We start from the raw sequence: 12069 nt of genomic DNA, 5'->3' as shown, positions 1-12069 counted from the left end.
GCAAAGGGGGAAAAGTCTTCAACCGACTGACCCGCGGGGCGAGATCGCCTCTTCGCGGCGCCGGGACCATGTACAACGACCGACAGCCCGACATCATTCCGGGCCCACACCCCGCCACCGGGCCGGGTGTCCTCCTCGGCCGTGCACCCGTGTTCAACCACCCCCGGCCGCCCACCATTCCAGGCTGAGGATGCCGCCCGCCACACCCGCAAACCGGACACCCGCCCCAGGCGACCCACACCCGATGCGAGATCCGCACAACTTCCTAGAAACAGTGGCCTCAACGCGACGGGAGGCCACTATTTCCGTGAATGAGGGCGAAACATCCAGCCCGGCGTACGGACGGCCCCGGAGCAAAGGGAACGTGGGTCAGGGGAGGCCGTTGGCCTCGCGGATCACGGTGACGAGGTCGTCGATGATGCCGGTGAGGGCGAAGTCCTTCGGGGTGAAGACCCGGACCACGCCGGCGGCCCGCAGCGATTCCGCGTCACCCGGGGGGATGATGCCGCCGACCACCACGGGCAGGTCGCCCCGGCCGGCGGCGCGCAGCCCGTCCAGCACGGCCGGCACGGCGGCCAGGTGCGAACCGGACAGCACCGAGAGGCCGACCAGGTCCACGTCCTCCTCGACGGCGGCGGCCACGATCTGCCCGGCGGTCAGCCGGATGCCCTGGTAGACCACCTCGAAGCCGGCGTCGCGGGCGCGTACCGCGATCTGCTCCGCGCCGTTGGAGTGCCCGTCCAGGCCGGGCTTGCCGACCAGCAGCCGCAGCCGGCCGCTGCCCAGCTCGCGTGCGGTGACGGCGACCCGCGCGCGGACCGCCGCGAGGCGCACGTCCCCACCGGCCCCGGCACCGCCCGCGAGGCCCGTCGGGGCCCGGTACTCGCCGAAGACCTGGCGCAGCGCGCCGGCCCACTCGCCGGTGGTGGCCCCGGCCCGCACGCATTCGAGCGTGGCGGGCATCAGGTTGGTCGTGGTCGCGGCGTCCGCGCGCAGCCGGGCCAGTGCCGCGTCGACCGTCGCGGCGTCCCGGCCGGTCCGCCACTCGCGTACGGCGTCGGCGGCGGCCGCCTCGACGGTCGGGTCGACCTGTTCGACCGCCTGCGCGCCGGCCGCGGTCAACGGTGACGGCTCGGTCCCGGTGAACTGGTTGACGCCCACCACCACGTCGGCGCCGGCCTCCATCCGCCGACGGCGGTCGGCGAGCGAGGCGACCAGGGCGCTCTTGAGGTAGCCGGTCTCCACGGCGGCCACCACGCCACCCATCTCCAGCACCTTCTCCAGCTCGACCCGGGCGCCGGAGACGATGTCCTCGACCAGCGCGGCCATCACGTGCGAACCCTCGAACAGGTCCGGGTGCTCCAGCAGGTCCGACTCGTACGCCAGCACCTGCTGCATCCGCAGCGACCACTGCTGGTCCCAGGGGCGGGGCAGCCCGAGCGCCTCGTTCCAGGCGGGCAGCTGCACCGCGCGAGCGCGGGCGTCGCGGGAGAGGGTGACGCCGAGCATCTCCAGCACGATGCGCTGGACGTTGTTCTCCGGCTGGGCCTCGGTGAGGCCGAGCGAGTTGACCTGGACCCCGTACCGGAAACGCCGTTGCTTCGGGTCCGGCACGCCGTACCGGTCGTGGGTGATCTCGTCCCAGAGCGCGCCGAACGCGCGCATCTTGGCGATCTCCTCGACGAAGCGCACCCCGGCGTTGACGAAGAAGGAGATCCGCTGCACGACGTCGCCCATCCGCGCGGCGGGCACCTGGCCGGAGTCGCGTACCGCGTCGAGCACGGCGACCGCGGTGGCCAGGGCCATGCCGACCTCCTGCACCGGCGTGGCGCCCGCCTCCTGCAGGTGGTACGAGCAGATGTTGACCGGATTCCACCTCGGCATCTCGCGCAGCGTGTAGGCGATGACGTCCGCGGTCAGCCGCAGCGACGCGGCCGGCGGGAAGATGTACGTCCCCCGGGACAGGTACTCCTTGATGATGTCGTTCTGCGTGGTGCCGGCGCAGTGAGCCAGCTCTGCGCCCTGCTCGACGGCGACCGTGCCGTAGAGGCCGAGCAACCACATGGCCGGCGCGTTGATGGTCATCGAGGTGTTCATCTCGGCCAGCGGGATGCCGTCGAAGAGTGCCCGCATGTCGCCGAGATGCGCCACCGGCACGCCCACCCGCCCCACCTCGCCGGCGGCCAGCTCGTGGTCCGGGTCGTACCCGGTCTGGGTGGGCAGGTCGAAGGCGACCGAGAGACCGGTCTGCCCCTTCGCCAGGTTGCGGCGGAAGAGCGCGTTGGTGGCCGCGGCGGAGGAGTGCCCGGCGTAGGTGCGCATCACCCAGGGCCGGTCGCGCTCCGGCAACCGCCCCGAGGGAGCCTTCTCGTCCATGACGGGAGTTTAAGTTACCGTTCAGTAGATCGGGCTGTGGAAAACCACACACGTCCATGGAGGGGATCCCCGGGTACGAGCGACGCGAGATGGCGGACACCACCACACCCCGCGCCGCCGCCGGGTACGGCGGAGACGCACACTGGACGGCATGGATGACGAGCTGGCGATCTCCGTACGGGGGCTGCGCAAGGCGTACGGCGACAACGTCGCGGTGGCGGGCGTGGACCTCGACGTCCACCGGGGCGAGGTGTTCGCCCTGCTCGGCCCGAATGGCGCGGGCAAGACCACCACGGTGGAGATCCTGGAGGGCTACCGGCACCGCGACGCCGGCGAGGTACGGGTGCTCGGCAGCGACCCGCTCCACGCGGGCCCGGACTGGCGCGCCCGGGTCGGCGTCGTGCTGCAGGGCACCGGCGAGTTCGACGAGCTGACCGTGGCCGAGGTGGTCCGGCACTTCGCCGGCTTCTATCCCGGCACCGACGACCCGGACAAGGTGATCGAACGGGTCGGGCTGGGCGCCAAGGCAAAGGCCCGAACGCACACCCTCTCCGGCGGGCAGAAGCGCCGCCTCGACGTGGCGCTGGGCATCATCGGCCGTCCCGAGCTGCTCTTCCTCGACGAACCGACCACCGGGTTCGACCCGGAGGCACGGCGCGAGTTCTGGGAGCTGATCCGGGACCTGGCCGCGGCCGGCACCACCATCGTGCTGACCACGCACTACCTGGACGAGGCCGAGGCGCTCGCCGACCGGGTCGGCGTGATCGCCGCCGGGCGGGTGGTGGAGGTGGCCCCGCCGAACCGGCTGGGCAACCGGCAGGAGGCCCTGGCGACGGTCACCTGGCGTACCCCGGACGGGACGCTGGAGAGTGTGGAGAGCGCGACGCCGACGGCGCTGGTCGCGGAACTGGCCGCGCGCTTCGGTGGCGAGGTCCCGGGCCTCACGGTGACCCGGCCGACCCTGGAAGACGTCTACCTCAAGATGATCGGACACTGATGACGACCACCACGAAGCCGGCGGCCCCGGTCGCCGCCCCCGCTGCCCGGCGGCTCGGGCCGGGCGCGCTCGCGCTGCGCCAGGGTCGGATGGAGATCACTCAGTTCCTGCGCAGCCGGGAGTCCGTCGTCTTCACGATGGGTTTCCCGATCATCATGATCCTGATCTTCGCCTCGATCTTCGACGGCGAGATCGGTGGCGGGGTGAAGTTCACGCAGTACTTCGTCACCGGCATGATCGCGACCGGCCTGATGACGGTGAGCTTCCAGAACCTCGGCATCTGGATCCCGATCGAGCGGGACCGGGGCGTGCTGAAGCGCTACCGGGGCACCCCGATGCCGAAATGGGTGTACTTCGCCGGCAAGGTGATCATGGTGGTGGCGATCGGCGTCGCCGAGACCGCACTGCTGCTGGTCGTCGCCGTGCTGCTGTTCGACCTGAAGCTGCCCGGCACCGCCGCGAAGTGGCTCACCTTCGGCTGGGTCGCCGCGCTCGGCGTCACCGCCTGCACCCTCTGCGGCATCGCCATCTCCTCGCTGGCGCGGACCGCCCGCAGCGGCTCGGCCGTGGTCACCCCGGTGGCGCTGGTCCTCCAGTTCATCTCCGGGGTGTTCTTCCTCTTCACCAGCCTGCCGAACTGGATGCAGCAGGTCGCCGCGCTCTTCCCGCTGAAGTGGATGTGCCAGGGGCTGCGGTCGGTCTTCCTGCCGGACAGCTTCGGCGGGCAGGAGCCGGGCGGCTCGTTCGAGCTGGGCCGGGTCGCCCTGATGCTCGGGCTCTGGTGCGTGATCGGCCTGGCCCTCTGCCTGACCACGTTCCGCTGGACCACCAAGCGCGACGGCTGAGCGGCGCGGCAGGGCCCCGGCGGCGCGCAACAGGGGCCCCCGCCTGGCACCGAGGGTGCGACACTCGCCGGCATGGCTCACGGACTGAACCGGCGCCGGCTGCTGGTGGCCGGCGCCGTCGCGGCGGGTGCTGCCGCGGTCGGCGGCCTCACGGCCCGGAAACTGTCCCGCCCCCGGTCCCGGCCGATGCCCGCGGTACCCGACGCCCCGGCCGGAGACGAGCGCCTGGTCCCCATCACCTCCGGAGCCCGCGGCCGGGAGGTGGACTTCTGGACCGCCGTTCCCGCCGGGTACGGCGACGGGAAGGGGCTGCCCGTCTGCCTGGTGCTGCACGGTGCCTCGGCCACGCCCCGCGACTACGGCCGGTTCGGGCTGGCCCGCTTCCTCACCGACGCGGTACACCGCGGGACCCCGCCCTTCGTGCTCGCCGGGGCGACCGGCGGCCGGCTCGCCTGGCGCCGCTCCGGCGACGACGACCCGCAGCGGATGGTGCGCGAGGAGCTGCCCGCCTGGTGCGCCCAGCGCGGCTTCGACACCTCCCGGCTGGCCGCCTGGGGCTGGTCGATGGGAGGCTTCGGCGCGCTGCTGCTCGCCGAGACGTACCCGGGCTGGTTGCGCGCGGTGGCCGCCTTCTCCCCCGCGGTACGCCGCGGCGACGCGGTCTTCGCCGACGTCGGCCGGCTGCGCGGCACCCCGGTCGGCCTCTGGTGCGGCCGGCAGGACAACTTCCTCGAGGACGTCCGCGCGCTGGCCCGGGCGCTGCCGGAGCCCCCCGTACGCGCCGAGTGGACCGACGGCCGGCACGACTTCGGCTACTGGGGCACCGTCATCCCCGACGCGTTCGCCCTGTTGGGCACGGCTCTCACCCCGCCCCCGGCAGCGTGACGTCCCCGGCCGCCTCGGCCGGGGACACCACCGGGCGCTCAGTACGCGTAGAAGCCCTTGCCGGTCTTGCGGCCCAGGTCGCCGGCGGTCGCCATGCGCTGGAGCAGCTCCGGCGGGAAGAACTTCTCGTCGGCGGTGTCGGTGTAGATGTTCTTCGTCGCGTTGAGCAGCACATCCACGCCGGTCAGGTCGACCGTCGCCAGCGGGCCCATCGCGTGGCCGAAGCCGAGCTTGCACGCGGTGTCCAGGTCCTCGGCCGAGATCACGCCGGACTCGACCAGCTTGACCGCCTCCATCGCGAGGGCGCAGATCAGCCGGGTGGTGACGAAGCCCGCGATGTCCCGGTTGACCACCACCACGGTCTTGCCGATTCCCTCGGCGAACGCCTTCGCCGTGGCCAGCGTCTCGTCACTGGTCTTGTAGCCCCGGACCAGCTCGCAGAGCTTCATCATCGGCACCGGGGAGAAGAAGTGGGTGCCGACGACCGACTCGGGGCGCTCGGTGGCGGTGGCGATCTGGGTGACCGGGATGGCCGAGGTGTTGGTGGCCAGGATCGCGTCGGACTTGCAGATCTTGTCCAGTGCGCGGAACACCTCGTGCTTGATCTCGATCTTCTCGAAGACCGCCTCGACCACGATGTCCGCGTCGGCCGCCGCCTCCAGCTCGGTGGTCGGGGTGATCCGGGCCAGGGTCGCCTCGACCTCGGACGCCTCGATCTTCCCCTTCTCGGCGAACTTCTCCAGCGACTTCCGGATGCCGTCGACGCCCCGCCGGGTGGCCGCGTCGTCCAGGTCCCGCAGCGTCACCTCCCAGCCCGCCTGCGCCGCCACCTGGGCGATGCCCGAGCCCATCAGCCCGGCACCGACGACCGCGAGTCGACCCGACATCTGCTTCTCCCTCGCCTGGTTGAGTGTCTGCCAGCACCCTAGTCGGCGAGCCTGAACGAGCGCTAAGGCCCTCAGATGGCGAGGTCGGGCTCCTCGGGCGCGGTGCCCCGTTCCACCGCCACGCCGAGCGCCCTCAGGTCAGCGACGAAGTCCGGGTAACCGCGGGCGACGTGGTGCACGTGGGAGACCTCGGTGACCCCGTCGGCGCACAGCCCGGCGATGATCAGACCGGCACCGGCCCGGATGTCGGTGGCGCGTACCGGGGCGCCGGAGAGGCGGTCGCGACCGCAGACCAGCGCGTGGTGGCCGTCCGTCTTGATGTCCGCGCCGAGCCGCATCATCTCGTTGGCGAACATGAACCGGCCGTCGAAGATGTTCTCGGTGATCAGGGACGCGCCGTCACTCACCGCGGCCAGCCCGATCGCCATCGGCAGCAGGTCGGTGGCGAAGCCCGGGTAGGGCAGGGTCACCACGTCGACGGCGGCGGGGCGGTCGTCCATGCGTACCCGGAAGGCGCCGCCCCGCGTCTCCACCAGGCCGCCGGCCGAGATCAGCTTGTCCAGCGCGACTTCCAGATACGCCGGGTCGATGCCGGTCACGGTGACGTCCCCGCGGGTCATCGCGGCGGCGAACGCCCAGGTGCCGGCGACGATCCGGTCCCCCACCGTGGCGTGCCGGACCGGATGCAGCTCGGGCACCCCGACGATGTGCAGGGTGGAGGTGCCCTCCCCCTCGATCCGGGCCCCCATTCGGATCAGCATCGAGCAGATGTCGACGATCTCCGGCTCCCGGGCCGCGTTGTCGATCGTCGTGGTGCCTCGCGCCAACACCGCCGCCATCACCAGGTTCTCCGTCGCGCCGACGCTCGGGAAGTCCAGCACGATGTCCGCGCCGTGCAGCCCGTCCGGGGCCTCGGCGATCACGAAGCCGTGCTCGCCGGAGATGTCCGCGCCCATCCGGGTCAGCCCGGCGATGTGCATGTCCAGGCCACGCGAGCCGATGGCGTCCCCGCCCGGGTGGGCCACCCGCACGTACCCCCGGCGGGCCAGCAGCGGGCCGAGCACGCAGATCGACGCGCGCAACCGGCGGACCAGGTCGTAGTCGGCCTCCGCGCCGGGCCGCTCCGGTACGTCGATGACGACCGACCGGGAGCGTTCCACCCCGCCCCGGGCCACCATCGGGTCGACCGGATCGTCGGCGGCGAACCGTACGCCGCAGCCGAGCCGGCGCAACACCTCCCCCATGATGGCGATGTCGGTGATCCGCGGGACGTTCGTGATCACGCTGCGCCCCGGGGCGAGCAGCGCGGCAGCCATCAGTTTGAGCGCCGAGTTCTTCGCCCCGACCACGTGGACCGTGCCCGCCAGCCGGGCCTCACCGTGCACCCGGATGACGTCGACGTCGCTGACCGCCGGATCCCCGGCGTCGCCCGGCCCGACGCCGGGCGACCAGCCGGTCTGGCCCGGCCGCGCCGGGATGTTCAGGTCCGGTATCCGTAGGCTGTGCGTCATGGCCGTCCACCTCACGCGCATCTACACCAAGGCCGGCGACGCCGGCATGACCAGGCTGAGCAACAACGAGCAGGTACCGAAGACGGATCCGCGGATCGCCGCGTACGCCGACGTCGACGAGTGCAACGCGGCGATCGGCGTCGCGCTCGCCCTGGGGCAGCTCGACGACGAGCTGCGGGCAGTGCTGGAGTCGATCCAGAACGACATGTTCGACGTCGGCGCCGACCTGGCGACCCCGGTGGAGCCGAACCCGGCGTACCCGCCGCTGCGGGTCACCGAGGAGTACGTGGAGCGCCTCGAGGGCTGGTGCGACGAGTACAACGCGCGCCTGACCAAGCTCGACTCCTTCATCCTCCCCGGCGGCACCGCAGGCGCGGCGCTGCTGCACGTGGCTCGGACGGTCGCCCGACGCGCCGAGCGTGCGGCATGGGCCCTGGTCGCGCACGACCCGGACCGGACCAGCCCCCTTCCGGCAAAGTATCTCAACAGGCTCTCGGATCTGCTCTTTATCCTGTCAAGAACGGCAAATCCGAACGGAGATGTGCTATGGGTGCCCGGCGGTAAGCGCTGACCGCCGGCGCACTGCACCACGTCGAGGTCTGGGTGCCCGATCTCGCCGCCGCCCGCCACAGCTGGGGCTGGCTGCTCGGCGAGCTGGGCTGGACGCCGTACCAGGACTGGCCGGCGGGACGGTCCTGGCGACTCGGCCCGACGTACCTGGTCCTGGAGGAGTCCCCGGCGTTGAGCGGGCGGGTGCACGACCGGCTCGCGCCGGGCCTCAACCACCTGGCCTTCCACGCCGGCCCGCCGCCCGCCGTGGACCGGCTGGTCTCGGCCGCGCCGGCACACGGCTGGGAGCTGCTCTTCCCGGACCGCCACCCGCACGCCGGCGGCCCGGACACGTACGCCGCCTACCTGTCCGACGGGCAGGGGTATGAGGTGGAACTGGTCGCGGAGCTCGACTGACCAGCCGTTCCGGGCCGTCCGCACCCCTGCGAAACCTCAGGACCGGTCCAGGGCGCCACGGCGGGCCGGGGCGCTCTGGCCGGCGCCGGGCCGGCGGGAGCCACCCCGCCAGCCGGTCGGCCGGCGGCGGCCCGGGGCCGGCCCGGGGCAGGCCCGCGCCGGGCGTGGGCGGCGCGGCCGGCGTACCCGGAACCGGTGGCGGCCGACCGCGAGGGCGACCGCCGCGACGACCAGCACCCCCGCGGCGGCCGGCAACGCGGTCGGCGTCGCGCCGACGGCCCAGCCCAGCAGCACCGTCCCCGGCACCCAGACCAGCACCGCCAGCCCGTCGAAGAGCACGAACCGGCGGTACGGCAGCCCGGCCGCCCCGGCCACCCGGGGCACCAGGGTGCGGACGAACGCGGTCCACCGGCCGAGCAGCACCGCCGGTCCGCCCCGCGCGGCGATCAGGCTCTCGGCCCGCTGCCAACGGCGCTCCCCCACCCACCGGCCCAGCCGGCCACGCCGCAGCCGGGGGCCGAGCAGCCGGCCCTCCAGGTAGCCGAGCTGGTCCCCGGCGAACGCGGCGAGCGTGGTGACGGCGAGCGCGACGCCCAGGTCGAGCCGTCCGGCCCGGGCCAGCAGGCCGACCGTCAGCATGGTGGTGGCGGCCGGCAGCACCACGCCGGCCAGCAGGCCCACCTCGGCGGCGAGCACGGCCGCGGCGGCCAGCAGGACGTAACCCGGCGGCAGGCTGCCGAGCCGGTCCAGCAGGGAATCCAGGAGAGTCACGTCAATCAGCGTGCCGCGCCGGGGCGGCGTCGCCGTCCTCCCGCCGGCCGGCCCGGCTCCTCCGGGTGGCCGGCCGTCTCCCTAGGGCTCCCCCGCACCCGGCACGGGGTTGAAGTCGTCGTCGACCAGGCCGAGCCGGTGCGCCAGCACCGCCGCCTGCACCCGATTACGCAGGTCCAGCTTCTCCATCGCGGCCGACACATGCGTCTTCACGGTGGTCACCCCCAGGTGCAGCCGCGAGCCGATCTCCGCGTTCGACAGCCCGGCCCCGACCAACGCCAGCACCTCCCGCTCCCGGGCGCTGAGCAGTCGGCGGGCTGCGGCGCGCCCGTCCGGGTGGGACCGCCGTTCCCGGTCGTGGGCAGCGAGCGCCCGGCGCAGGACGCGGGCCAGCACCGGGGGCGCCAGCAGTGCCTCCCCCCGCGCCGCCCGGCGTACCGCGTCGATCAGCTCCTCCGGGGCGCCGTCCTTCACCAGGTAGCCGATCGCGCCGGCGCCGAGCGCGCCGTACACGTTGACGTCGTCGGCAAAGGTGGTCAGCACCAGCACCCGGGCGGACGGCTGCCGGTCCAGGATCCGCCGGGTCGCCTCGATGCCGTCCATCCTGGGCATCCGCAGGTCCATCAGGATCACGTCCGGCCGCAGCCGCTCGGCGAGGCGTACCGCGTCGTGGCCGTCCCCCGCCTCGCCCACCACCTCGAAACCACCTGCCGTACGCAGCAGCAGGCCGACCCCGGCGCGGACGAGCGTCTGGTCGTCGACCACGAGCACCCTGATCATGTGTTCTCCCTGATCGGCAGCCGGGCCCGCACCCGCCAGCCACCGCTGTCCGTGGCCGTCGCGGTGAGCGTTCCACCGAGCAGGCCGACCCGCTCCCGCATTCCGCTCAGCCCGTACCCGGACGCGGGCAGCGCGGGGCGCGGCCGGACCGGTCCGCTGTCCAGCACTTCCAGCAGCAGCTCACCGTCGATCCCCCGGACGTCCACCGAGGCGATCGTCCCGGGGCCGGCGTGCTTGAGGGTGTTGGTCAGCGCCTCCTGCACCACCCGCGCGGCCGTCGTCCCCACCACCAGCGGCACCCGGGCCAGCGCGGACGACCCGGTCACCTGGACCGCCACGCCCGCCTCACGGATTCGCCGGGCGACGTCCCGGATCACCTGCTCCGGCTCCACCTGCGGGTCGGCTGGCTCGACCGCCTCCGGGTCCCGGAGCACCTCCAGCAGTTCCCGCAGCTCGTCCAGCACCTGTCCGGCCGTGTCGCGCAGCTCGCCGAGGGCGGACACCGCCTCGTCGGTGCGGCCGGTGTGCTGCACGGCGTACCGGGCCGCTCCGGCGCGCAGGGCGATCGCCGCGATGTGGTGGGCCACGATGTCGTGCAGGTCCCGGGCGATACCCGCCCGCTCGGCGAGGCGTGCGGCCCGGGTCTCCGCCGCGCGGCGCTCCTCCAGCACCCGGGCGCGTTCCTCGGCCGCCGTCGCGGCCTGCCGCATTCCGCGCAGGTACCGACCGAACGCCACCGGTGCGGCGACGACCGCGGCCAGGATGACCAGGCGGATCACCCCGGTGCCGCCGGAGAGGACTGCCGCGGCGCCGTGGTGCAGGGCGTCGACCAGCGTCACCCCGAGGTAGAGGGCGTACGCCGCCGCCGTCGCGGACCGGCCGCACGAGTACGCGACGTAGCCCAGCGCGACCGCCCCGGCGAGCTGCGGGACGCCCCCACCGGCCAGCGTCACCGCGCCGCCGACGGCCATCAGCGCCGACTCGGCGAGCAGCACCGGCCAGGGCCACCTCCGTACGGCCACCAGGGCGAGCCCGGCGAGGACGGCGAAGACCGACGCCCACTCCTGGCGGGCCACCCCGGGCCGGGCCGCCCAGGTGCTCGCCAGGCCGAGTCCGGCCGCGGCCAGCCCGAGCAGCAACTCCCGCCACCAGCCGCGCCACCCACCCGTCACCTGGCCAACCATACGAGGAGCCGCGCCGCCGGCGGCCCTCCCATCGGCCGCCGGACCTCCTCCAGGTGGCCGGTACGCCGACCGCCGGCACGAGGTCCGCCCAGCTGTCCCGCGCCTAGCGTCAGCCGGCGTGATCAGCGATGCGCCGACCTTCCTCACCCAGTTCGTCCGGCACCCGCTCACGACCGGCGCGGTGCTGCCCAGCGGGTCGACGCTGGCCCAGGACATCACGGCGGCGGTGCCGCGGGCGGGACATCCGCTGGTGGTCGAGCTCGGCCCCGGGACCGGCGTGTTCACCCGGGCGATCCAGCGGCGGCTGGCCGGCCGAGGCCACCACCTGGCGGTCGAGCTCAACCCGGCCTTCGCCACCGGCCTGGCCCGCCGGCACCCGACCGTCGAGGTGGTACGGGCCGACGCCGCCGCACTCGGGGAGTTGCTGGCGGAACGCCGGCTGGCACCCGCCGACGTGGTGGTCAGCGGGTTGCCCTGGGCCGTCTTTCCCGCCGGACGACAGCGGGCGATCCTCGACGCGGTGGTCGGGGCGCTCGCCGCGGGCGGGGTCTTCACCACCTTCGCCTACCGGCACGCGCTGCCGACCCGCCCGGCCCGACGCTTCCACCGGCTGCTGACCGGGGTGTTCGACGAGGTGACCCTGGGCCGAACCGTCTGGGCCAACCTGCCGCCGGCCCTGGTCTACCACTGCCGCCGCCCGCTCCACCGCTGGTCCTGACTCCGCCCGTCGGCGGCTCCGCAGACGCCGCTGGCCGGCACCCCACGTCTCGGGGTGCCGGCCAGCGGCGGTGCTCATGCTGCTCACCTGTGTTGTCAGCTGTTCCAGTAGTGGGCGACCAGGTCAGCGGCCTGCTGCTCCCACTGGGC

At 73.6% G+C, this 12069-nt stretch carries 12 protein-coding genes; 6 read left to right on the top strand and 6 right to left on the bottom strand.

Annotation, left to right across the window (positions count from 1 at the left end):
- Positions 1-369 precede the first annotated feature (369 nt).
- A complete protein-coding gene (locus tag ACNAVT_RS31345; protein WP_416301584.1) occupies positions 370-2376 on the bottom strand; it encodes a protein meaA in 2007 nt (668 codons plus the stop codon).
- A gap of 151 nt (positions 2377-2527) precedes the next feature.
- Between ACNAVT_RS31345 and ACNAVT_RS31340 the strand changes: the two genes are divergently transcribed.
- The 3 genes from ACNAVT_RS31340 (at position 2528) to ACNAVT_RS31330 (ending at position 5103) form a co-directional block, all read left to right on the top strand.
- A complete protein-coding gene (locus ACNAVT_RS31340; RefSeq protein WP_416301582.1) occupies positions 2528-3373 on the top strand; it encodes an ABC transporter ATP-binding protein in 846 nt (281 codons plus the stop codon).
- On the top strand, positions 3373-4218 hold the full coding sequence (locus ACNAVT_RS31335; RefSeq protein WP_416301580.1) for an ABC transporter permease: 846 nt from the start codon (positions 3373-3375) through the stop codon (positions 4216-4218). The genes ACNAVT_RS31340 and ACNAVT_RS31335 overlap by 1 nt, the downstream gene beginning before the upstream one ends.
- Positions 4219-4290: 72 nt before the next feature.
- Complete coding sequence (locus ACNAVT_RS31330) at positions 4291-5103, top strand: alpha/beta hydrolase (protein WP_416301579.1); 813 nt, start codon at positions 4291-4293, stop codon at positions 5101-5103.
- A gap of 38 nt (positions 5104-5141) precedes the next feature.
- Here ACNAVT_RS31330 and ACNAVT_RS31325 read toward each other — a convergent pair whose 3' ends face one another.
- Both ACNAVT_RS31325 and murA read right to left on the bottom strand, forming a co-directional pair.
- Entirely contained in the window at positions 5142-5990 is an 849-nt protein-coding gene (locus tag ACNAVT_RS31325) for a 3-hydroxyacyl-CoA dehydrogenase family protein (protein ID WP_416301577.1), read from the bottom strand.
- A 71-nt stretch (positions 5991-6061) separates the two neighbouring features.
- On the bottom strand, positions 6062-7501 hold the full coding sequence (gene murA, locus ACNAVT_RS31320) for a UDP-N-acetylglucosamine 1-carboxyvinyltransferase (RefSeq protein ID WP_416301575.1): 1440 nt from the start codon (positions 7499-7501) through the stop codon (positions 6062-6064).
- Between murA and ACNAVT_RS31315 the strand changes: the two genes are divergently transcribed.
- Both ACNAVT_RS31315 and ACNAVT_RS31310 read left to right on the top strand, forming a co-directional pair.
- Positions 7500-8072 (top strand): cob(I)yrinic acid a,c-diamide adenosyltransferase, encoded by a 573-nt coding sequence (locus ACNAVT_RS31315; RefSeq protein ID WP_416301574.1) that lies wholly within the window; start codon positions 7500-7502, stop codon positions 8070-8072. The genes murA and ACNAVT_RS31315 overlap by 2 nt on opposite strands.
- Positions 8069-8467 (top strand): VOC family protein, encoded by a 399-nt coding sequence (locus ACNAVT_RS31310; RefSeq protein WP_416301586.1) that lies wholly within the window; start codon positions 8069-8071, stop codon positions 8465-8467. The genes ACNAVT_RS31315 and ACNAVT_RS31310 overlap by 4 nt, the downstream gene beginning before the upstream one ends.
- Positions 8468-8503: 36 nt before the next feature.
- Here ACNAVT_RS31310 and ACNAVT_RS31305 read toward each other — a convergent pair whose 3' ends face one another.
- The 3 genes from ACNAVT_RS31305 to ACNAVT_RS31295 all read right to left on the bottom strand — a co-directional run bounded on the left by ACNAVT_RS31305 (position 8504) and on the right by ACNAVT_RS31295 (position 11190).
- A complete protein-coding gene (locus ACNAVT_RS31305) occupies positions 8504-9238 on the bottom strand; it encodes a DedA family protein (RefSeq protein WP_416301572.1) in 735 nt (244 codons plus the stop codon).
- 81 nt (positions 9239-9319) lie between these two features.
- Positions 9320-10018: a response regulator gene (locus ACNAVT_RS31300; RefSeq protein ID WP_416301570.1), complete on the bottom strand. Its 699-nt coding sequence runs from the start codon at positions 10016-10018 to the stop codon at positions 9320-9322.
- Positions 10015-11190 carry a sensor histidine kinase gene (locus ACNAVT_RS31295; protein WP_416301569.1) on the bottom strand — a complete coding sequence of 392 codons (1176 nt, stop codon included), beginning with the start codon at positions 11188-11190 and terminating at the stop codon, positions 10015-10017. Before ACNAVT_RS31295 ends, ACNAVT_RS31300 begins: the two co-directional genes overlap by 4 nt.
- A gap of 130 nt (positions 11191-11320) precedes the next feature.
- On the opposite strand from ACNAVT_RS31295, the gene ACNAVT_RS31290 reads away from it, so the two are divergent.
- Positions 11321-11920: a class I SAM-dependent methyltransferase gene (locus tag ACNAVT_RS31290; RefSeq protein ID WP_416301566.1), complete on the top strand. Its 600-nt coding sequence runs from the start codon at positions 11321-11323 to the stop codon at positions 11918-11920.
- Positions 11921-12069 lie beyond the last annotated feature (149 nt).

The sequence above is a fragment of the Micromonospora sp. SL4-19 genome (assembly GCF_047921475.1).
Taxonomy (GTDB): domain Bacteria; phylum Actinomycetota; class Actinomycetes; order Mycobacteriales; family Micromonosporaceae; genus Micromonospora.
This window is presented reverse-complemented; position numbering and strand designations above follow the sequence as displayed.